This is a genomic window from Hymenobacter cavernae, assembly GCF_014641455.1.
GTDB classification, from domain to species: Bacteria; Bacteroidota; Bacteroidia; order Cytophagales; family Hymenobacteraceae; genus Hymenobacter; species Hymenobacter cavernae.
On the sequence record NZ_BMHT01000004.1, the window covers coordinates 204,099 to 227,281 of the forward strand.

At 57.8% G+C, this 23,183-nt stretch carries 11 protein-coding genes; 2 read left to right on the forward strand and 9 right to left on the reverse strand.

Annotation, left to right across the window (positions count from 1 at the left end):
* Positions 1-67 precede the first annotated feature (67 nt).
* The 5 genes from IEX74_RS12020 to IEX74_RS12040 all read right to left on the reverse strand — a co-directional run bounded on the left by IEX74_RS12020 (position 68) and on the right by IEX74_RS12040 (position 13,869).
* Positions 68-3,637: a glycosyl hydrolase gene (locus IEX74_RS12020; protein WP_188814240.1), complete on the reverse strand. Its 3,570-nt coding sequence runs from the start codon at positions 3,635-3,637 to the stop codon at positions 68-70.
* Between the two features lie 180 nt (positions 3,638-3,817).
* Positions 3,818-7,063 carry a glycoside hydrolase family 2 TIM barrel-domain containing protein gene (locus IEX74_RS12025; RefSeq protein WP_229755246.1) on the reverse strand — a complete coding sequence of 1,082 codons (3,246 nt, stop codon included), beginning with the start codon at positions 7,061-7,063 and terminating at the stop codon, positions 3,818-3,820.
* Positions 7,064-7,294: 231 nt separating this feature from the next.
* A complete protein-coding gene (galB, locus tag IEX74_RS12030; RefSeq protein WP_229755247.1) occupies positions 7,295-9,646 on the reverse strand; it encodes a beta-galactosidase GalB in 2,352 nt (783 codons plus the stop codon).
* A gap of 226 nt (positions 9,647-9,872) precedes the next feature.
* The gene (locus IEX74_RS12035) at positions 9,873-10,994 is read right to left on the reverse strand and encodes a glycosylase (protein WP_188814243.1); all 1,122 of its coding nucleotides are present in this window, start codon (positions 10,992-10,994) and stop codon (positions 9,873-9,875) included.
* A gap of 70 nt (positions 10,995-11,064) precedes the next feature.
* Positions 11,065-13,869: a family 78 glycoside hydrolase catalytic domain gene (locus IEX74_RS12040; protein WP_188814244.1), complete on the reverse strand. Its 2,805-nt coding sequence runs from the start codon at positions 13,867-13,869 to the stop codon at positions 11,065-11,067.
* Positions 13,870-14,339: 470 nt separating this feature from the next.
* Here IEX74_RS12040 and IEX74_RS12045 point away from each other — a divergent pair, with 470 nt between their 5' ends.
* Positions 14,340-17,927, forward strand: a complete 3,588-nt coding sequence (locus tag IEX74_RS12045; protein ID WP_188814245.1) for a PAS domain-containing hybrid sensor histidine kinase/response regulator — start codon at positions 14,340-14,342, stop codon at positions 17,925-17,927.
* 72 nt (positions 17,928-17,999) lie between these two features.
* Here IEX74_RS12045 and IEX74_RS12050 read toward each other — a convergent pair whose 3' ends face one another.
* Positions 18,000-19,514 carry a malate:quinone oxidoreductase gene (locus IEX74_RS12050; protein WP_188814246.1) on the reverse strand — a complete coding sequence of 505 codons (1,515 nt, stop codon included), beginning with the start codon at positions 19,512-19,514 and terminating at the stop codon, positions 18,000-18,002.
* Between the two features lie 421 nt (positions 19,515-19,935).
* Between IEX74_RS12050 and IEX74_RS12055 the strand changes: the two genes are divergently transcribed.
* The gene (locus tag IEX74_RS12055; RefSeq protein ID WP_188814247.1) at positions 19,936-20,376 is read left to right on the forward strand and encodes a BLUF domain-containing protein; all 441 of its coding nucleotides are present in this window, start codon (positions 19,936-19,938) and stop codon (positions 20,374-20,376) included.
* Between the two features lie 114 nt (positions 20,377-20,490).
* Here IEX74_RS12055 and IEX74_RS12060 read toward each other — a convergent pair whose 3' ends face one another.
* The 3 genes from IEX74_RS12060 to pncA form a co-directional block, all read right to left on the reverse strand.
* A complete protein-coding gene (locus tag IEX74_RS12060; protein ID WP_188814248.1) occupies positions 20,491-21,600 on the reverse strand; it encodes a mechanosensitive ion channel family protein in 1,110 nt (369 codons plus the stop codon).
* A gap of 216 nt (positions 21,601-21,816) precedes the next feature.
* On the reverse strand, positions 21,817-22,338 hold the full coding sequence (locus IEX74_RS12065) for a 2'-5' RNA ligase family protein (RefSeq protein ID WP_188814249.1): 522 nt from the start codon (positions 22,336-22,338) through the stop codon (positions 21,817-21,819).
* Positions 22,339-22,364: 26 nt separating this feature from the next.
* Positions 22,365-22,979 (reverse strand): bifunctional nicotinamidase/pyrazinamidase, encoded by a 615-nt coding sequence (pncA, locus tag IEX74_RS12070; RefSeq protein WP_188814250.1) that lies wholly within the window; start codon positions 22,977-22,979, stop codon positions 22,365-22,367.
* Positions 22,980-23,183 lie beyond the last annotated feature (204 nt).

Genomic DNA, 23,183 nt, shown 5'->3' on the forward strand with positions numbered 1-23,183 from the left:
TAGCATCCGCAACAAAGCGGTAGAGATGCTTCGACAAGCTCAGCATGACGTTTTGGAGTTAGATATTCTATTTCAGGCTGTTATCCGGAGCCGTGCTGATAGTCACGGGGCCGAGCAGGCCGGCGGGTAAAAGGGGCTTTTCGGGGAAGTTGTAGGCGGCGGTGGTTTGCGTTACTTGCTGGTCTTTGGGCAGCGCTCGGTCGCCCACAATGCGGTTAGCCCAGGTGTTTGTTACGTCGATGGTAAGCTGGTTTTTGCCTTTTTTGACCGCCTGCGTGATGTCGACGCGGTACGGCGCCGTCCAGGCAATGCCGCAGGGCTGGCCGTTCACGCGCACTTCGGCGAGGTTCGCCACTTGACCTAGCTCCAAGTACACGCGCTTTTGCTTGGCTTTGGCGGCTTTCCAAGTGAAGGTTTTGGTGTAAGTAGCCGTGCCGGAATAGTGCTTGATAAGCTCGTCGGTGTTCTTGCTCCAATCAGTGAGTTCTTGAAAAGCAATAGGTTGGCTAGGTCCGTGCGACTTGGGGTCGAAGGTCACTTGCCACGCGCCGGTTAGGGTTTGCGCCGGTGCGGTTTCGAGCCAGTTCTTACCCATGTGCGCCGATTGCTCGCTGGTAGCTTGGCGAAGCACCACGAACACGGAGCCGTTGCGGTCGAGGCGGAGCGGCAGGCGCGTGCGGCCTTTTTCCACTTGCCAATCGGAAGCTAGGTGCGTTTCGCCGGTCACGGGGTCCCACATCTCGGGCACTCGCCCGGCCACGCGCAACGACAAGTCGATAGTGCGGGCGCTGTCTAGTTGGTTGGAAATGAAATAGATGTCAAACTGCGGATCGGTGCGGTGCGTCCAAGCTAGCTTGTTGGCACGCTGGCCGTCGGTGCTGGTGGCTACTACGTCGCGCTCCAAGCCTAAGCTTTGGAAGGAGTTGGTGGTGAACGGGCCTTTTATTACTCGGCCTTGGCTGGCCGTAGTTGCTGCTATTTGTGTTGCGTTTGGGCCGTTCTGACGTGGTGCCTCACCCCCCAGCCCCCTCTCCGAAAAAGGAGAGGGGGAGCCAGACTTATCCTGTAGGGCTAGCTGCTGTAGATCACTCGTTAGTTGCTGAACTTCTTGATCAGCAGTTGGATAGTTCTTCAGCTCAGGCGAGTGGCTAGGTTTTCTATCCAGCAATACCGTGGCACCGTCTTTCACTAGCGCCAGCAGTTTGCTAGCTACTTCTGGTGACATAGAGGTGCTGTCGGGCGACATAGCTTGGGCGCCGGGCACCACGAGCACGCCGTAGCTGGCGCCGCCGGGTAGCTCCACGCGGCCATTTTTTACTGTGGCTAGGTTCAGCAGGGCGTCTTTGTTGAAAGAGTCGTAGGCGTAGCCGTGCAGCGGGTCAATCCACGATTCGGCATCCGTAAGGTTGGCCGTGAAGTTGACCTTGTAGGGCATTTGGCGGATCGGTAAGCCTTTGTTTTCCAAGCGCTTCTTCTCGCTGGCTACTACTTCCGGGCCGAAGATGCCGGGCAGGTCGGGCACGAGGCGGTCGGGGAGGATGGCGCGGCGCGGGGTTTCCTCGCCGGTAAACACGGCCACGTCGACCACCGGGCGACCTAGCTGGAGCAGGGCTTGGCAGCGGCGCGTGTAGTCGACCCAGGCGCGGCCGGGCTTCCACCAGGTTTGGTCGCGCTGGAAGAAGAGGCCGATGTTGCTCAGCGTCATGCCCGGCTTGCGGTCGAGCCAGGGGTTATGCACGAACACGTGGTTCACTAAGCGGTTCACACCCAGCGCGTAATGGCGGTCTTGCAAGGTTTTCACCAGGGCGGGGTGCTCGTCCCAGGCCATGCCCGCTACGCCTAGCTCGGTGAAGGCCTCCGCTTGCACGATGTTTTTGCCGTAGATGTGCGCGCCTGAAATGGCGTCGAGCATGTCGTTGGGCTTGTCGTGGGTGGGGCTGCGAAACCAGAACTCGCCCATGGGCACGTCCACGTTCTTGTAGTGCAGCAGCCCGTCGCTGACCATCGTGGGGGCTACCGCTTCGGCTGTGAAGGCGCAGCCTTTGGCGTGGGCTAGGTCGGCGAGGCTGGCATAGAACTTATCGTTCACCAGCTCCGCAATCGTCTGGCGTACATCAAACAAGAAGCGCTCCGACACGTCGGCGCTCTGCATCGGCACGCCGGCCATGATGGGCAAGTACGGCATGAGGTCGTAGCCGCGGCGCTTCTGAAACTCAGCCGCGAAGTTCGTTGACCAGTTTTGGCTGCCGCACTCCCAACTGTCCACGTGAAAGATCTTCAGCACCCGCGAAGCTAGGTCTGGGCCGGCTTGCTTGATGGCCTCGCCAAACCAGCTATTGAACTGAAGGGTAATGGCTTCGGGGTTGAACTTGTCGCACTCCAGACCGCGCGCTCCGCCGCCGGTGGTGTTGACGGCCCCCGTGGAAGTGTGCCCCACCCGCAGGATGGTCCAGCGGCCGGCGGGTACGTCCCACGTCAGGCGGCCGTCGGCACCTAGCTTGCTGGTTAGGTTTACCATTTTGGCCAGCGGCACGCACAGGTTATCAGGAACTTGTTGGGCTGTAGTGCGTTTGCTCACGCGCCATACCTCGCCGTTTTTGCCCTCGTACTGATTAATGCGTGCTTCTTCCGAAAGACGGATTTCGGTGACTTTCAGCGACTGTTTCCACTTGGCTGCGTCGAGGTCTTCGGCGCCGGGCTCCGAGCCTTCGGGGTTATACACAAAGCGGAAGTAGCGCGCCGTGGCCGGCACGATGGCGTGGGTCACGGCGCTGCTATCCTGCCAACCGCTGCGCGGCGCCTGCAACCGGCCCACCGGCCGGAACTGCTGCCCATCGTCGCTAGCCTCCACGAGGAGGCGGTTGGCCTGGTAGTTATAGCCTTTCGAGCGAATCCGAATGGAACGGCAGGTGAACGGCTTGTCGAACGCGTACTGAATCCAGCATGGCGCGCTGCTCTGGAAGCCCTTCTTATTGCCGGTCTCAATCAGTGAGGCAGCATTCGCATCGGTGCCGGTGGCGTTGGTGGTTACCTGTGGCTTCGTGGTGTAGGTGGAGGCCGTGCCGCCCGCTGGCGTGGGGTAGGCGTACACGGCAATGTCGCGGTAGTAGCCTTTAGTGGCTTGCGGCTGCGGCAACGCTTGGCTGTAGCGTTGGCCGCCCACGGCTTGGGTTTGGGCAAAAACCACCTTTTGCATCGACAACTCCGGCGTAATCCAGGGGCCGCCGGCCAGCGCAAATCCGTCGCTCACGTGCATCGCTAGCTTCACGCCGAGCCGGTCGGCTTCCTGCATGGCGTGACGCACCATCTGCCACCACTGGGGCGTAAGCTGCTCCGCCGGTGGGCTGAGGGCGGGCGGGTTGGCCGCCCCGTTGATCGGCATGAGGTACGCCCCGCCAATGCCCGCCTCGCGCATAGCTTCTAGGTCGGCGGTGATGCCTTCGCGGCTCACGGCGGCGTTCATCCAATACCAGAACACCCACGGCTTCGCCGACTCAGGTGGATTTTGGAAGATGGTTTTCAGGTCGGTAGCCGCGGCCGGTGCTTGTTGGGCGTGCGCCGTGCTAGCCGCCACTACACAGGTAAAGGCGGCCAGCAAACCATGTCGCAGAATCTTCAAGCCGCCTTGTGTTGTCATGTGGTGGGTTGGTTTTGGGTGGTTATTAATCAGGGCCTAGGTTTTTGAAAGAAAAGCAGATCGTCATGCTGAGCTTGTCGAAGCATCTCTACCGCTTCGTTGCTGACGTTAGAAATTACCACTGCGGTAGAGATGCTTCGACAGGCTCAGCATGACGATCTTTATAGCGTTCATTACTCATCATTTCACGCCTATCGAAGACGAAAACTTGCTTTGAAACTTGATGCTTTTGGCTAATGCGCTTGCTGCTTCCTTCTTGCTGTTGGTGGGCAGGAGGTAGAAGCTGTAGGCGTAGGGCTTGGCGGGCATGCGGTATTGTTCAACGGGTTGCGCGTCGTCGTCCCAGCTGGTGTTGCCGCCTACTCCGATCTGCTTCAGGTCGATGTTGAGGGTGAGGAAGCCGGCTTCTTTGAGCTTGTTGGTGTGCCGCGCTTTGGCAATGTTGGCTTCGGTGTAGGGCCAGGCGCTCATGCTCAGGAGGCTGTCGGCTACTACTAAGAGGCCGCCTTTTTGCGCGCTTGAGAGTAGCATCCAGCGCACGTCGGTGCGGTTGCTGTTTTCCTGCGGCACCACGTAGGACTCTAAGAAACCTTGCATTCCTTGCGAGTAGATGCCCGCGTCAGCGGCGTAGCTGCGGTCGATGTAGTTTTCCCAGGGGCCGCGGCCGTACCAGCTAATCTGGCGGTAGTCGTTGGCAATGCCGCACTGCATCCCCACTTTAATCATGTTAGGCAGGCTAGCTTCGGGGCTGAGTTTGTAGTCTACTTTCAGCACGCCGGCGCCGTTGAGCGTGTACACTACCTGCACGGCTGCTTTGCCGTCGATCAGCGTGTAGTCGCTCTTGATGGTCGCTACGCCTTTTTGCGCCTGATCGAGTGCGATGTTCTTGAGCTTTAAGCTAGGTTCAAACCACTCCTTCGACTTCTTGTCGGCCTTCCAGCCGCGCCGGTCGTTGTCGGTGAGGGGGCGGGTGAAGTGGGGCAGGAGCGGAGCTAGGATTTGCTCTTGGTTGTTCCAGCGGTAGGAGGTGAGGGCGCCGCTGGTTTTGTCGAAAGTGGCTTGGAAACCCTTGCCGCTCAGCGTGTAGGCGCTGGCATCTTCCCGCGTGGTGAGCGCCGCGTACGACTGCGGTTTGCTCGTGGGCTTAGCTAGGCTGGTTAGTTCAAACTGGTTTGAAGCTACCTCGTGGCCCTTATCTGCCCAAAGCGTGGACTGCGGCAGGGTGAAGTGGATGTCGGCTAGGTATTCCGAACCGGCTTTCAGCTTTGGCAGATAGGGTTTGAGGCTGATAGTCGTGTCCTTGCCCGCCGCCAACCGCAGGCGAGATAATGGTTTGGTAGCTACCACTTTCCCATCTTCCCGCACCACGAGCGAGACGTTGTAAATGCCCAGCGACTCTGTGGCGTGGCGGTTCGTTACCTTGATCAGGGCTTTGGCGGCATCCGTCAGCACGCACTCGGCGGGCTGGTACACGCGCTTGCATTCGTAGATGGCTGCGTGCGGCTTACCATCCGAGGCCACAATGCCTTTGATGGTGAAGTCGTCGAAGTATTTCTCCTGAAAATCACCACCGTAGGCGTAGAAGGGCGTGCCCAAGGAGTCGCGCTTCAGCAAACCTTGGTCTTTGAACTCCCAGATGCAGCCGCCAATCACGCGCTTGGTGGAGCGCCAGCCGTCCCAGAACTCCTTCATGTTGCCGGTGGCGTTGCCCATGGAATGCGAGTATTCGCAGAAGAAAATCGGCCGGTTGTCGCCGTTTTGCTGGTTGGCCAGCAGCGCGCCGGTGGTCAGCGTGGGGTACATGCGGCTGACCATGTCCACGTAGGCTTGGTCGCGCGGCACTTGAATGCGTTTCGCGTGATTCTTGGGATAGTTCGGGTCCGATGGGTCGATGTAGCCGTCGAGGTGCGGGTCGCCTTGGGCGGGCTCGTAGTGCACGGGGCGCGTGATGTCGAAGTCGTGCAGCCAGGCGGCCATCGTGGCGTGGTTTGGTCCCCGCCCCGATTCGTTGCCTAGGCTCCAGAAGATGACGCTCGGGTGGTTTTTGTCGCGTAGAGCCATGCGGTTACTGCGCGATACATAGGCCTGCGTCCAGCTCGGGTCGTTGCTGAGTTTGGAACCTAGGCCGTGCGTTTCGAGGTTGGCCTCATCCATCACCAAGATGCCGTACTCGTCGCAGAGGTCGTAGAAGTACGGGTCGTTGGGGTAGTGGCTGGTGCGGATGCAGTTGAAATTGAACTGCTTGAGTGTGCGCACATCCTGCCGAATATCCTCGCGCGATACGGCCATGCCCTTGGTCGGGTGGTGGTCGTGGCGGTTCACGCCGTAAAGGTAGGTCACCTTGCCGTTGATGAGCAGCTTGCCGTCGGTCTTGGAAAACTCGATGGCGCGGAAACCTAGCTTGCAGCTCTTGGCTTCCAGCACGTTGCCGTCCTTTTCCAGCGTGAGCACCAGGGTGTAGAGGTTGGGCTGCTCGTCGCTCCACTTAGCGGGGTTCGCCACGGTGGTTTCCAGCAAGCCAAACTTGCGGTTGTCGAGGCGCGGATATTTCTCGTTGATGATGGCATCGCCGGTACGCTCCAGCGGCTTGGCAAAAACAGCTTGGCCGTTCTTATTATAGAGCTGGGCCTTCAGCAGATACCCGGTGAGGTCGTCATTGCCGGTGAAGTTTTCCAACCTAGGCCGGATGCTCAGCACCGCGTCGCGGTACTGCTTATCGAGCTTGGCCTGCCAGTGAAAATCAGCAATGCGCATCTTCGGCTCACCCAGTAGCATCACCTCCCGGTAAATGCCACTCAGCCGCCAGTGGTCTTGGTCTTCGAGGTAAGAACCATCGCTCCAACGGATTACCTGCACCGAAACCGTGTTTTCGCCGGCTTGCAGATAAGGCGTCACGTTGAACTCCGAGGGCAAGCAGCTGTCTTCGCCATACCCTAGGAACCGGCCATTCACCCACACCTTAAACGCCGAGCTGACGCCGCCAAAGTGCAGCGTCACGTTCAAATCTTTCCAATTGGCTGGCACCGTGAAAGTGCGCTGGTACGAACCCACGCCGTTGTAATCCTGCGGCACGAACGGCGGATTAACGGGCCGAAACGGGTACTTTGCGCTCTTATAAATCGGCAAGTCGTAGCCCTTCATTTCCCAGTTGGAAGGCACTTCTAGCTGCTTCCACCCTTGCACCCGGCTCTTATAAAAATCCTGCGGCGCATCGGCGGGTTTGCTTACAAAGTTGAAGTCCCAATTGCCGTTCAAGGAGAGCAAGCGCGACTTCGTTCGGTCTCCAGCTAGGGCGTCTTTTTCATTCGTGAAAGAATAGGCCGTAGCTCGCGACGGGTCGCGGTTGAGTTCTGAGATTAATGGGTTGTCCCAGCCTTCGCCGGTGTAGATTTTAGGTGGGTTTGAGACGCCGGGGAAGTAGTACACGCTAGCTTCTTGGGCGTTTGCTGCAACTGAGGCAAGGAGGAGGAGCAGGGCCGTCCAGATGGGGCGCCTCACCCCCCGGCCCCCTCTCCGAAATGGAGAGGGGGAGCCAGAGCGACTCCAATTGGTAGTATAATGTGGGTGAAGCCTATTCATGTTGCTTTCAATCAATTCTTAACTCGTTTGGCTACCTCTCTTCATTTCGGAGAGGGGGCCGGGGGTGAGGCGCCTACGTCAGGGCTTACTTTGCATACTTTGCAGGGTAATACTCGCCGGGGCTAAGCCCTCGGCCGTAGCGGTGAGCGTGATGTTGCCACCTTTCTCCTGCGTCTGGATGATGGCTAGGCACATGCCATTGTAGGCCTTGCGGTAGTTTGCTTTAAAAGGCTCTAAGCTAGCTTGGTAGCCGTTGTCTACGCCGGCTATCGAAGCTGGACCGCTGGCAGTGAAGTTGACAAGGTTATCAGCATTTGGCACTAGGTTGCCTTTGTCGTCTAGCACGCGCACAGTCACGAAAGCTAGGTCGCGGCCGTCGGCTTTGAGGGCGTTCCGGTCGGCGGTGAGTTCGATTTTGGCGGGTTTGCCGGCGGTGCTGATGGTGCGCTTGAGTACCGTTTGGCCGCCCTTGCGCGACACAGCTTGCAGGGTGCCAAGCGCATACGGCACGCGCCACATTACATGTAAGTCGTCGTTGCCTTTCTTCTTTACGCCTAGCGACTTACCATTTAGGAAAAGCTCTACCTCGTCGGCATTGTTGTAGTAGGCCCACACATCCACCGTCTGGCCCGCCGACCAATTCCAGTGCGGCAAAATGTGCAGCACGGGCTTGCTGCTCCACTCGCTTTGGTAGAGGTAATAGGCATCCTTCGGGAAGCCGGCTAGGTCGATTAGGCCGAAATAGGAGCTGCGCGCCGGCCACGGATAAGGCAGGGGCTCCCCGAGGTAGTCGAAGCCCGACCACACGAATAGGCCAGTGAGGTGCGGATTCTTCTTGATGGCGCCCCAAGCCGCTTCGTGCGTGGCACCCCAATAGGGCCGAGCGTTGTCGTACGACGAGGCGGTGAAATCCGGGTTGCCGTTGGTGAGCTTGGTTTTGCCGTCTTTGGGCCACACGCGGATACTGTCGGAAGGCAGGTCGTAGTGGCCCCGGGTTTCGAAGGCCGCGGCGGTTTCGGTAGCTAGGAAGATTTGATTGGGGAACCGCTTGGGAAGCTCAGGGTAGCCTTCGTGCTTGTAGTTGAAGCTCAGCACGTCGAGCACGCCCGCCTGGCTCATAAAGTTCTTGTCAGGTTCCTGCTCCGTCAGCGCCGAGGTGACGGGTCGGGTGGTGTCGAGGCCCTTCACAATGGCGGTCAGTTCCTTGGTAAGGCGCGTGCCGGTGCTGTCAAACTGCTCGCGGATTTCGTTGCCGATGCTCCATATAAATACCGACGGATGGTTCCGGTCGCGCCGGATTTGGTCCTCTAGGTCGCGGCGGTGCCATTGCTTGAAATCAATGTGGTAGTCCTGGCCGTTTTTCTTCTTTTGCCACATGTCGAAGGCCTCGTCCAGCACCAAGAAGCCCATCCGGTCGCAGAGGTCGAGCAGCTCCGGTGCGGGCGGGTTGTGCGCCGTGCGGATGGCGTTGCAGCCCATGGCTCGCAAAATTTCCAGCTGCCGCTCCATGGCTCGCACATTCACGGCCGCGCCCAAGGCACCTAGGTCGTGGTGCTGACACACGCCCAAGATGCGCATCGTTTTGCCATTTAGCGAAAAGCCCTTCTGCGCGTCGAAGCCGAAATAGCGAATACCAAGCGGCGTCTCGTAGCTGTCCTCCACGCCCTGCTTGCTCTTTATCGTCGTGACAACCCTGTACAAATACGGCTGCTCAACAGACCACAACTTAGGTTGCGCCAAGACTAGGTCCTGCGTTACAGTCGTCAGGGTGTCGCGCAGCGTGAGGCTAGGATTGATCCGCTCGGCTACTTGCTTGCCCGCGGCGTCGTAGATCGTCGCTACGACGCTCACCTGCTGCGGCTTGCCGGTGGTGTTGCGCACGTTGGTGCTCACCCGAACAGCGGCGGAACTGTTGTCAACCTTCGGGGTTGTCACGAACGTACCCCACTGATCTACAGCTATCTTGCCTGTTGTGATCAGCCGCACGTTGCGGTAAATGCCGGAGCCCGAGTACCAACGCGAGTTCGGCTGCGCCGAGTTGTCGACCCGCACGGCTAGGATATTCGGCTGCTTGCCCGGCTTCAAGAAAGGCGTGAGTTCATAGCGAAACGAGATATAACCATTCGGCCGCTTGCCCAGTGAGTGCCCGTTAATCCATACTTCGCTGTTGCAGTACACACCGTCGAACTCGATAAAAACATGACGGTCCTTCGCATCAGCCGGCAGCACGAAGGTTTTGCGGTACCAGCCGATGCCGGTCGGTAAGCCGCCGCCCTCTGGTTTGGCGGGGTTTTTCTCGTCAAATTTTCCCTCGATGCTCCAATCATGGGGCAGCGTCAGGCGGCGCCACTGGGCGTCGTTGAACTGCACTTCTTTGGCTTGAGCATCATCACCTAGGTAGAATTTCCAGTCTTTGTTAAAATCTATCACGACCCTAGAAATCGGTCGCGCAAACGCTGCCTGACCTAGGAGAAATAATGCGCAACAGATTAAATAAACTCTGGACATGAAATCGGGTACTAGATTTTGGCTTAGAAAGTAGAAAGATTAGCGCGAAGCCTGTGCTTCGCGTGTCGTTGAACAACTAGCACCTAGGTTGTTGCAACGACTCGTTCAACGATGCGCCAAGCTGGAGCTTAGCGCTACATTGTTCTAATTATTCTTTGCTTTGGAAGGGGGGTGGCGCAATAAAATTTAATTTGCTTTTCCCTAAATCCTTTGAGGTGGCAACTGCAATTCCGCGCTGATCGGATTTATTAACGGCGCAGTAATAATGATACACCACGCCTTTATATTTCACGACAAATGATTTGTGCGCAAACATTGCGTCGTACGGCTCCGAGGGCTCAATTAAATTAGCGCCTTGCCAGTCGGTCCAGTTAACTAAATCGTAGGAGCAGGCGAAACGATTAACGGCGCCACTTACGCCCGGATAAAACGCGCCGAAATAAAACATCACATACACGTCGTTCATTTTCTGAATAAGTGCGTCGCCGGTGATGCCTTTGTGGTGATTCATCACGGGGTTGCGGCGGAACCTAGCCCAGTGCGTCATATCATCCGACACGGCCATGCCGATGCGCTCGGCCCCGCGCTTCTTGTCGATGCTGTCGCCGTTGGCGTTGTAGTACATCACGAAGGGGTGGCCGGTGAGCTTGCTCTTGTCCCAGATCACCGAGCTTTTGTAGATGGTGTGGTTTTCCCACCAGCGCACATCCGGGTCGTTGGGCTTCAGTACGGGCTGGGGCAGCCGCTCCCACTGGTGCACGGTGGTCGGGTCTTTGGTAGTGTAGGCCATGCTGATGGACAGCATACCTTTCTCATAACCACGGGAGTTGCCGCCGAAATACGACATCCAGTACTTGCCCTGGTAGGGCTGCCACTCGTAGCTGCCGCCCCACTTGAAGTCCTGCAAAGCCACATAGCCGGCCTTCTGGTTCGTATCCCAGTCGGTGGTGTCGGTGAAGGACATGAGCTTGCCCTTCGTCTCCCACTTCAGCAAATCTTTGCTCTGCGCCAGCCAAGTTTCATAACCGCGGCCGTCGAAGATGATGTAGGTCATGTACCACTGGTTGCCTTTGCGAAACACGCTCGGGCAATCCATTTTCTTCTTGTTGTCGTCGGTCACGAGCACGAGGCCGTACTTGTGCGGCGTCTTTACTTCCTCGTACACCTTCTGCATCTCGGTGGCTGGCACCTCTTTAGGTTTCGCTTGGGCCCACGCGGAAACCGAACTCAGCAGGACTAAAGAAAGAATGTAGGCTAGGTGGCGTTTCATGCGGAGGCTAGGGAAGGGAGTAAGGCATTAGACCGTCATGCTGAGCTTGCCGAAGCATGACGGTCTTTTCTCAGGGCGTAACTACAAAATGATAAGTGCCCGAGCCCACACTGATGCGCGCCCGATCTTGCTCAAAACCTAGGAGTTTCAAATCGTTGTGCTGAGCTACGGCGACGTTGCCTTCCATAATTTTAGAAGAGGCCGTGGCAGGCAGGTAAACCGTGGCAGTGGTATTGGCCGGAATGGTTGCTGTTAGCTCGAAGGCATTGCCGGTTTTCTGCCAACTGCTGACAATCAGCCCGTAAGGCGACTCATGGCTGGCTTTAGCCGACGTTACATCACCTACCGGCGTTGGTCGGATTTCAATCTTGTTGAAGGCCACCGCGCCATCAGCGGGCCGGATGCCGGCGAGCCCGCCGTAAAACCATTCCATCAGGTGACCTAGCATCAGGTGGTTGTTCGACACCGTGGGCAGCGCCGCCCACGATTCAGTCAGGGCCGTGGCACCTTTGGCGAGCTGGTAGCCGTAGCCGGGCACGTCGGAGCGGTTGTTCATGGTGAAGATGACGTCGGAACGGCCGGCCTCGTCGAGCACTTGCAGCAGGTAGCGGTAGCCGATGTCGCCAGCCGTCAGGCTGTTGTTGCGGCTGCGAATGTCCTGCACAATGTTCTCTATCACAGCAGCTTTGTCCTGCGGCTCTACCAGACCCATGTACACGGCCATGGCATTGGCGGCCTGGCTGCCGGTGGCGTATTGCTTGGTCGTTTTGTTGAAAAAGCGGGCGTTGAAAGCGGCCTTCACCTCCGCACCTAGCTTTTCGTAGCGGGCCGCATCGTCGGCTTTGCCCAGCAGATGCGCAACGTTAGCCAGAATCGTAAGGTCATAATAATAAGTAGCCGTGCCGGTTACGCCCATCGGCGTGTGCTGCGACACGCCCGGCGGCTTCGGACCTAAGTCGTACCAATCACCTAGCCCCTGGCTGAGAATGTGGCCGTCGGCTTTCGTACCGAGGTACGCCACGTAGCGCTGCATCATGGGGTAGCTCTCGGCCAATACCTGCTGGTCGCCGTACCATTGGTACACGTACCAAGGCAGAATAATGCTGCTGCTGCCCCACTCGGGCGAGTCGCGGAACATGTCGCCGCCCCACTCAAACTTCACGTATTCGGGCGCAATTTCCGGAATCAGCCCGTCGGGCAGCTGCGAAACCCGCAGATCTTCAATGACTTTGCGGCAGAGCGCGGCAATGTCGTAGTTGTAGCGGATAGAGCTGCCCATCAGGTGCGTTTCCTCCTGCCAACCTAGCTTTTCGCGGTGCGGGCAGTCGGTAAATACGCTGGCCAGGTTGCTCTTGATCGACCAGTCAATCAGCTTGTTAGTACGATTGAACAGGTCGTTGGAGCAGCTGAACTCGCCGACGCGGGGCGCGGCGTTGCGGGTGTGCAGCGCAGTCAGGGCCACGATTACTGGTCGGTTACTGGCATTCGCTTCACCTTTCGGCACGCCGCCTTCCACCTGCGCGTAGCGGAAACCGTAGTAGCTGAAGCGCGGCCGCCACGTTTCAAGGCCTTTGCCCTTAAGCACATACGTGAAGTAGTACGGGCCGCCCGTCGCGCGCTGCGCGGCCGTATTGTCGGCTTTTAAGAGTTCGGCCGGGTAAACCCGAATCGTGTCGCCGGCCCGGCCCTGCACTTTGAGTTCGATGATGCCCGAAGCATTCTGCCCAAAATCGTACAGCCACTTATTGGGCTGCACGGCCGTAATTTTCCGGGCCGTAAACGTCTCGTGTACTTTCAGCGGCTCGGCCGATTGCGACGTTACTTCGGGCGGGCCGCTTACTACCAGCGCGGTTTTCCAAGCTGCATCGTTGAACCTAGGTGCGTCCCAGCCCGTCGGTTCGAGCGTGGCGTTGTAGTCCTCGCCGCCGTAGATGCTGGAAAAGGTGATCGGGCCGGGGGCAGTTTTCCAGGTGGCGTCGCTGATGATGTTTTCGCTGCTACCATCTTGGTAGTCAAGCACAACGCGGCACAGCAGCTTGGGGTAGCCAAACGCCGATTTCAGCTTGCGGAACCGACCTTTCACGGGCGGCACGTAGTAGAACCCGTTGCCGAGCATCACCCCGAGGGTGTTCGGGCCTTTCTTCAGCTGCCCGGTAAGGTCGAAGGTGACGTACTGGGCGTGTTTGTTGTACTTGGTCCAGGCGGGGTCCAGGAAATGGTTCCCGACTTTCTGCCCGTTCAGGCTCATCTCAAACTGACCTAGGCCGCTGATGAAAGCCGTGGCGCGTGCCAAGCGCTTGCGCACGGTAAAATCCTTGCGCAGCAGCGGCAACACATTGTTGTTCTGTGCAATATCCTTCTTGCCGTCTACCGGCAGCACGTCTACTTGCGCGGCGGGCAGCTCCTCGTAGGCTATCCATTGCGCGCCTTCCCAGTCGGCGGGCGCGAGCAGGCCCATCTGCCACTTGGCCGGCTTCGACCACGCCGAAGCGCGCCCGGCCTGGTCCCACACCATCACTTGCCAGTAGTAGGTTTTGGTGGATTGCAGCGGCTGGCCCGCGTAGCGAACCTGAATGGAAGCGTCGGAAGTTACTTTTTGGGAATCCCAGATGTTGCCAACGTGCTGACTAAGTAGCTTTTCGTTATCCGAAACCAGCACTCGATAGGCGGTTTGCCGGGTGTTGCGCTGCTCGGAAGCTAGCTGCCAACTCAGGTTAGGGGCCGGAGTTTGTACGCCCAATGGCACGGGGGCATACGCGCACTTCAGCTGTCCCACTTCCAGGTCGGCGGCCGCGGCGGGCCGGAGCTGGAAGGCGGCGCAAAAAACGAGGGCGACCAGCGTCCGGAGCAAGTGCTGAAGGCAAGTCTTTTTCATCCCTCGGGTGGCGGTGGTAGGGTGGTTATGGTAGCGTGAAAGACCTAGGCCGTGCTCTGCGCGTAAGTCTATAAGGAAGAGGACCGATGGTGTTATCGTATAATTGACCAAGCGGCAACAGAGCGCTTTTACAAAATTAGAAGCGCGACAGCCCCGGCTGTCTCGGCAATTGACAACTTGTTGTAGGATGTTATCTTGGAGGGTATTTCCTGCCCCGCTTTCACTGCTCTTGCGCCTGCCATGACGTTTTTGGCTAGGGTAAAATCCGCCGGCTCCCTTTCGGCAGGCGCTTTTCGGGCTGATCTGTAAAGCAAAGAGTGGATTGTTCGATTACTCTGCTTTTACTAGTAATTTTGTTTCCCTCGTGGGAGCCCTTCCGGGCGCATTATAAGTTGGGTTTATTCTCTTTCGAACCAATAAAAAGGTAAGAGCATTACTAGGTTACTTAATACTGCAACAAAGCAGGTTTAATGGAAGACAATGCGACGTTGACGGCCGAGCTTGCTCGGTTGCTCGAAATAGTAGCCCAGCAGGAACAGGAAATCCAGACGTTGCGTGCGCGTTTGGAGTCCCCGAACCGGGTGCAAGCCGCGTTGCCCTGTCTGCCAGAAGTTGGCAATCTGGAGCAGCTGCTATTTCTGGTGGAGAAGCTGTTCACGGCGGTTGTGCTGACGGATCTGCAGGGCAACTATCTCTGGATAAATGAGGGTGTTGCCAAGCTGTGGGGCTACAAGGAAGCCGACTTGGCAAGCCTGCCCAGAAAGTCAATCTTGGACGGAAATTTCCTTGACAGCGCGACGGCAGCTTACATACAGGAGTGCCGGGCTCAAAGCCTCCCCTACGAATTTGAAATCCCAAATTCTGAGCCATCTAGCGGCACTGGCTGGATCCGGATAAAAGCGCAGCCGCTCCTGAATAAGCAGCGGCAGGCCGTGCTGTATGCGACGATGATCGAGGACATCACGGAGCGGAAAACCGCGCAGCTAGCCCTGATCGACAACGAGCAGCGTTTTCGCACCCTGATTGAAAGTGCGCCGGGTGCTCTCTACGAATGGCGCGAAAACCTCGACGGCACGTACTATGCCACCTACGGCACTCCTAAGTTCAAGGAGCTCTTCGGGATTACGGCCGCCGATGTTCCCCTGATACCTAGCTTCATTCATCCGGAAGACCGGGCGCGGTGGCGGCAGTCCATTGAGGAGTCGAAGCGGCTGCGGAGCCCGTGGCAGTTTGAAGGGCGCATGGTAGTGCCCGGCCAGCCGCTGCGGTGGTGGCGGGCCGATGCCATTCTGGCCGAAGAGGATGAGGACGGCGTGCTGTATCGCGGCATTATGAACGACACGACCGCTGCCGTGCTGGCTCAGCAGACTATTCGGGAAAGCGACCAGCGCTGGCGTGCGGCAATGGAGGGCGTCGGCAACGATACGTGGGAGTATAACCTGCAAACAAAAGAGCTTATTATCTCCGCAAAATACCGCGACCTGCTGGGGTACGATAATCGGCAGCATCCGACAACCGGCTGCCCTTGGTATGCCAACGTGCGTGCGCAGGACCTCGCCGCGGCCAGTGAAGCGCTGGCGCGGGTTGTAGGCGGCGAAGTGCCGCTGTATTCCGTTACGTACCAGATAGTTGATCAGCCCGGGCCAGACAAATGGATCTTGTCGCGGGCGATGATTACGCAGCGCGATGAGGCCGGCAAGCCCCTGATCCTGACCGGCACCCACACCGACGTCACGGAAGTAACGGAGGCGAAAATGGCTCTTGAGGCTTCCACCCTGCGCCTGGTTAGCACTATTGCTAGTTTGCAAGGTGCTGTGCTGCTAGAAGATGAGCACCAGAAGATTGTGCTGGCAAACGAGGCGTTCTGCCGCCTATTTGGGTTGGTTGGCTCGCCCGATGAACTGATCGGGGCCGATTGCCTGACGTTGGCTGAGGAAGCGAAACCCGTTTTCAGCGACGAAGCAGGCTTCATCCAGCGTATCAACACCATCCGCCAACAGCGGCAAGCCGTTCGGGAAGATACAATCGTCCTGAAAGATGGGCGCGTATTGTCGCGCGACTCTACGCCCATCTTCGTGCACGACCATTATATCGGCTTTCTGTGGAAGTACGAGGATGTGACGGTCCGCAAAAACGAAGAGGAGGTTTTGAGGCGGCGGGAAGAGAAATATCGCGGCATTCTGGAAAACCTCAACCTAGGTTTGGTGGAGATAGACCGGGAAGGCAAGGTGCTTTTTGCCAACAACAGCTACGGTGAGATGACTGGCTACAGCGTCGAAGAGCTGCTGGGAGACACGCTGGATAAGCTGTTTGCACAAAATCCTGAAAGTAAGCAGCTAATTGAGAAGAAGAAGAAGCTGCGGCCCCTGGGTATCTCAGATTCGTATGAGCTTGCCATCGAAACTAAACAGGGCCAGGTGAAGTGGCTGATGGTGAGTGGGGCACCTCTATATAATGATGAGAAACAGCACGTTGGCTCTATTGGGGTGCACCTGGATATTACCCAGCAAAAGCGGCTGCAAACCAGCTTGCGGGAAGCCAAAGAAGTAGCGGAAGAATCGGCGAAGGCCAAGGAGCGGTTTCTGGCCAATATGAGCCACGAGATTCGGACGCCCATGAACGCCATTCTGGGCATGAGTCAGCTGCTGAACAAAACGCCGCTCTCCGCCCAGCAGGATAACTACCTGCGCGCCATCACCACCTCCGCCGAAAGCCTGCTGGTCATCATCAACGACATTCTCGACCAATCGAAGATTGATGCGGGCAAGATGACCATCGAGCACATTGGGTTCAGCTTGCGCAATGTGTTTGAGCAGGTGGAGAAAACCTTGCAGTATAAAGCGGAAGACAAAGGCCTGAGCCTTCTGATGCAGGTCGGAGCCGGCATTCCGGAGGTGCTCATCGGCGACCCGCACCGTATCACGCAGGTGCTGCTCAACTTGGCCGGTAACTCCATCAAGTTCACTGAAAAAGGGCAGGTGCGCGTTTCCTGCAAGCTGGCGGGCACGTTGGAGCAAAAGGTGGTGGTCGAGTTTAAGGTGCGCGACACGGGCATCGGCATGGATCAGCAATACCTAGGTTCGTTGTTTCAGAGCTTCAGCCAGGAAGACTCGTCTATTTCCCGCAAGTTTGGCGGCACCGGTCTAGGGCTGCATATCTCCCGCAACCTGGTGGATCTGATGGGCGGCGAAATCCAGATCGAGAGCGAAAAGCACCAAGGCACTACGAGCACGTTTGCCCTGCAATTATCCATTGGCTCCGGCGCCGACCTGCCCCGCACCGAGCTGACCGGGAGCCTGAACACGATTCGGGAAGAGCTGCGTGGCAAGCGCGTGCTGCTGGTGGAGGACAACGAATTCAACCGGATGCTGGCCAAAACACTGCTGGAACAGGCTCACATCCAGGTTGCGGAAGCGGAGAATGGCGCCATCGCGGTAGCTATGGCCCGGCAGCAGGCGTTCGACCTGATTCTGATGGACATGCACATGCCGGTGATGAACGGCCTGGAAGCCACCAGCCAGCTGCGGCAGGAGCTAGGTTTGCAGACGCCCATCATTGCCCTGACTGCCAACGCTATTCAGGGAGACAATCAGAAGTGCCTGACAGCAGGAATGAACGATTACTTGTCGAAGCCCTTCCGCGAAGATCAGTTGCTGAAAATGGTGCACGACTGGCTGCCGCGGGCTCCGGCGCCAGCCCCAGGTGACCTAGGTGCTCCGCTCTACCGGCCTGACTTGTTGCAGGAAATGGCCGGCAACGACCACAAGTTTGTGGGCTTCATGCTGCGTACGTTCCTGAAAAGCAGCGAAGAAGTGCTAGCCAGTATCCGCGCCGGCTTTGCGGCGGGTAATGTAGCTACTCTCCAGGAAGCCGCGCACCAGATCCGGCCTAGCCTGACGCACATGCAGATGCAGCAGGTGCTGGAACCCGTCAAGCAGCTCGAAAACTGGACCGGCCCATTCGAGCAGGCCACTCTCCAACAGCTGGTCGATTTAATCGAAAAGCTGCTGCGGCAAGCAATGACGCAGATGGAACAGGACCTGAAAAACTACCAGTAGCCGTCAGACAATAACGGAAGCGGCCCCGGAAACACAGTTTCCAGGGCCGCTTCTGCGTTGAACAATTGATTGTTACGCCGGTTCGCCGACGTTCAAACCTAGCACCTCGCTGGTGTTGTTGCGAATCTGCTCGCACAACTGCGGGTTATCGTTCAGCTTCTGCCCAAACGACGGAATCATCTGCTTGAACTTGGCCTGCCACTCCGGCGAGCTAGCTTTGTCTTTGAAGCAGCGCTGAATCAGGCTCACCATGATGCTCACGGCCGTGGAAGCGCCGGGCGAGGCACCCAGCAACGCGGCAATAGAGCCGTCGGCGGCGCTAACTACTTCAGTACCAAACTCCAGTACACCGCCCTGCACGGGGTCTTTCTTGATAACCTGCACGCGCTGACCGGCGACTTCCAGCTCCCAGTCCTTGCTGTTGGCGTTGGGCAGATACTCGCGCAACGCCGACAAGCGGTCTTCCGGCGACTGGCGAACCTGGTTGATGAGGTAGCGCGTCAGCGGAATGTTCTTGAGGCCGGCAATAATCATGGGCCGCAGGTTGCCGGTTTTGATTGAACCCGGCAAGTCGAGGAAGGAGCCTTGCTTGAGGAACTTGGTGCTGAAGCCCGCGTAGGGACCGAACAGCAGCTCGCGCTTGCCGTTGATCACGCGCGTATCCAGGTGCGGCACCGACATAGGCGGCGAGCCCACGCTGGCTTTGCCGTACACCTTAGCATGGTGACGCTCAATGATTTCCTGGTTCGTGCATTTCAGCCACTGCCCACTCACGGGGAAGCCGCCGAAGCCTTTGCCCTCCGGAATGCCCGACTTGATGAGCAGCGGCAGTGAGCCGCCACCAGCCCCGATAAACACGAATTTGCTGTGTACGCGCACTTTTTCGCCGGTACCTAGGTCCTTGGCTTTCACGTACCAGGTACCATCCGGCTCGCGGCGCAGCTTGGTTACTTCGTGATTGAAGTGGAAGCTCACGCCCGGCTGCTCGCGCAGCATGTTGAACAGGCCACGGGTGAGGGCGCCAAAGTTCACGTCGGTGCCGATTTCCATGCGGGTGGCGGCTACTTTCTCGCTGGGGTTGCGGCCTTCCATCACCAGCGGCATCCATTGCTGAAGCTGCTGGTGGTCTTCGCTGTATTCCATGCCTTTGAAGAGCGGCGACTTCACCAGCGCTTCGCGGCGTTTCTTCAGGTAGTCAACATTGCTTTCACCCCACACAAAGCTCATGTGCGGAATGCTGTTGATGAAATTTTGCGGAGTTTTGAAGTCGATTTTCTGGACCAGATACGACCAGAATTGCTTCGATACCTCAAACGACTCCGCAATATTGATGGCCTTCGAGATGTCAACGGAGCCATCGGCTTTCTGGGGCGTGTAGTTCAGCTCGCAGAAGGCGGAGTGGCCGGTGCCGGCGTTGTTCCAGGCGTCGGAGCTTTCGGCGGCGGCCACATCAAGCCGCTCGAAAACGGCGATGGTCAGTTCGGGTTGCAGTTCCTTGAGCATGACGCCCAAAGTGGCGCTCATAATGCCCGCCCCGATCAGAACAACATCAGGGCGTAAAGTGGAAGAATTATCGCTGGTGCTCATGCGCTTTAGTATGACTCCAAATAAGTACGTTGAACATCAAAAGAAGGAATCTTGTTCGGAAAATACGCGCGTAATTCCGGGCCTTTCTCCCTGGGGAGGTCGTTCCGAAATCGGGCACACGGCTTTTCAACCGGCCAAACTACACTGCATTCTTCAATGTGAGTCTATTTAAAAGCAAGACTTCTTGAATTACTGCTAGTTTTTTGGGCCGAATAGCGTGCTACAAAGCCATTTTACGGCTCTCAGCCAAATACGGCTTGGTCAGATGACTGGAAAACCTGCCGCGCAGATTATTAGCCCCAAAAGAAACAAACTCAGCTATTTGGGGTACATACGGTTTGCCCACCGTCGTTACCCTGCGTCTTTTATTCATGCCTGCGCTGCCGCTCGCAAGTTGCTGCCTGGGTTTCCTGTTTCAAGAATGACGATACATCAGATTCTGTATACAAGCTCGGCCACCGGGGCGATGAGCGATGAACAGTTGAAGGATATTCTGCTGAAAGCCCGCGCTACCAACCACGATCTTCGCATCACGGGGCTCCTGCTCTACAGCGAAGGCATGATTATGCAGGTGCTGGAGGGCGAGCAGGAGGTGGTGCGAATGCTCTACGAGAAAATCCGCCGCGACCCGCGCCACACGGAAGTCGCCACCCTGGTCGATGGACCCGTGCCGCGCCGGGTGTTTCCCGATTGGAGCATGGGATTCGTGCCGCTGGATCTTTCTGATTTCGTGTATATCGCTGGCTACGTGGACCCTAGCAAGCGCAACTTTCTGCTGCCGCGGGCACACAACGCCTCCCCGGAATTGCAGAGCCTGCTCCAGGAATTCGTGGCCGACCAGGAAGCAAAAGCACGAACCTAGGTTGTGTGGAACCGTCATGCTGAGCTTGCCGAAGCATCTCTACCGCCAAAGTAATTCCTATCGTGAAAACGAAGCGGTAGAGATGCTTCGACAAGCTCAGCATGACGGTTCCCACTAGCTTTCATTGGCCACAACATTCGCCAGCGTAAAGGGCTGGTCGGAGCCGGCAACAAGGGAGCGGGTTTTGGGCAAGCTTTCCGGAAACTGCTGCTGAATGAAAGCCACCAATTTCTCGCGCACGATGCAGCGCAGGTCGAAGGTGCGGCTGGAGTCGGCGGCGCTTACCAGGGCGCGTAGCTCCATGGTTCGCTCCTTGGAATCAGTGACTTGCAGCACGCACACGCGCCGATCCCACAGCGGTTCCTGTTCCACGATGCGCTTCAGCTCGGCGCGCACTTCCTCCACCGGCAGCGTGTAGTCAGCGTACAGAAACACGGTGCCGAGCAGCTGCGAGGTGGTGCGGGTCCAGTTCTGGAAAGGCTTCTCCATGAAGTAGTTGAGCGGCAGCACCAGCCGCCGCTCGTCCCAGATGCGCACCACCACGTAGGTCAGCGTAATTTCTTCTACCCGGCCCCATTCGCCTTCCACCACCAGCACGTCGTCCAGCCGGATGGGCTGCGTGAAGGCAATCTGGAAGCCGGCGAGCAGGTTGCTGAGCGAGCGTTGGGCTGCGAAGCCGATAATAACGCTGGCAATGCCCGCCGAAGTCAGCAGCCCCGTCCCGATGCGGCGCACCGTCGCGAAGCTCATCAGAATAAGCCCAACGGCCAGAAAGGCAATCAAGGTAATAGCTAGCTTTTTGATAAACTGAAGCTGCGTGAACAGCTTGCGCACCCGCAGATTATCACCTTCCATAACCTGATAATGCTGCCGCACGAGGTCTTCAATGACATCAACCGTCTTGATCAGGCCCCAAGCAAATGTGGCAATCAGAGTCGTTTCCACGAAGCGCCGCAGCACTTCAAGCGACCTGGGCGCCAGCGGCACCAGCGGCAGCACAAACGACAGCACCAGCACCGGCAGGAAGTAAGTGCTAGGTCGGCTGAGGTGCCGGGCCAGGGAGTGCGTCGCCAGCGGCGCATCAGCGCGGCGGTTGTAGGCACGCAGTAGCGCAAATATCACCCACTTGATAACCAGGCCGCCCAGCAGGCCGCAGGCCAGCGTGCCCGACACATAAAGTGCCTGCTCAAGTGGCATGGGTAAGTCTAAGAGGTCAGGAAGCATTTTTTCAGTTACCAGTTAACATTTACCAGTTGTCAGTTGACAATGAGCAGTGAGCAATGGTGGTGAAGCTGTTCTGTTTAGGAAGTCGCCAGACCGTCACGCTGAGCTGGTCGAAGCATTTCGCGTGCTGACGTTGCCAAAGTAATCCAATTACTATTGCACGCGAGATGCTTCGACCAGCTCAGCATGACGGTCTAGGTTAATTTTTGACTCTGCTCACTGCTCATTGATAAACGAAAACGTGCGGAGCCATTCCCAGGGGCCGTTTCGGTAAGCCCATAGCTGCAAGCCTGTGCCTAAGGCTTCAAAGGGCGTAAACTCTGCCGTGAGCTGCTCGTGCAGGGCCCGCGCTACTTCTGGTCGTACCTTGTTTTGAACTGTTACATGCGGGCGGCGGCGCTGCTGATCCTGGGGCGTGAGGTCGGGGAGCCATTGTGCTTGCAGCTCCCGGTGCAGAGCTTCCAGCTCCGGACTCTGCACCGAATACGCCACGCCCTGACCTAGGAATTGCACGCCGGCCACGCGCAGCTGCAAGGGAGACTGTACGCGGCTGCGCGCCGCAAGTTGCTGCGTCAGCTCCTCGAAGCGGGCGCCGGGCAAGTGGTGAAACAGCGTCAGGTGGGCGTCGAGGTAGTTGCGGTTGGGCGGAAAGTGCTGGCGCCGCAGGTCGTTGAAGAAGGCCGTTGCCTCGGCGTCGAGGGCGAGGGTAAGAATCAGCGGAGCGTTCAGATCAGTCATGAGCAGCGTAAAAGGCAGGCAAAAACCTAGGTTCCCATCAGGGCGCTGCTCTGCACGACGTGGCCGCCGAGGCGTTGCAGCTCTTGCTTGGCCTGCTGAAAGCCCTCCGGCGAAATCGGCCGGCTGGCATCTTCAATCAGAAAGGTTTCGAAGCCGGCTTGCACGGCGTCTTTGGCCGAGAAATACACGCAATAATCGCCGGCCAGGCCCGCCACGTACACCTGCGTCGCGCCCTTGCCACGCAGGTAGTCCCCGAGGCCAGTGGATTTCTGGTGACCGTTGTCGTAGAAGCCGCTGTAGCTGTCGATTTCGGGGTTGGTGCCTTTGCGGAAGATGGCTTCTACGCGGCTCGTGTCCAGGTCGGGGTGCAGCTCGGCGCCGGGTGTGCCCTGCACGCAGTGGTCGGGCCAGAGCACCTGCTCCAGGCCGTGCAGCTCGATCGTATTGAAAACCTGCTGCCCTAGGTGGCTGGAAGCGAAGCTCTTGTGTGCCCGCGGGTGCCAGTCCTGCGTGGCTACCACCAAGTCGAAGCTAGGTTGCAACTGGTTGAGCAGCGGAATAATCTGGTTGCCTTCGGGCACGGCCAGCGCGCCGCCGGGCACGAAGTCGTTCTGAACGTCGATGAGTAAGAGGGCTTTCATGAAAAGGAGAACTGAAATTGAGGCAACGGTAAGCCACACCTATGGCAGATTCCATTCGCGGGAGTGTACGCAAGATAGATGCGCGGCGGTTCTCACGCCGGCAGACCTAGGGTCGCTAGGCTGGTAGCTGGTGAGTTTCCCTTTTCAGGCCTCTTGCAACCTGACCGTAGTTGGTTGAGCGGCGAAAATGTTATTTCTTGTTCA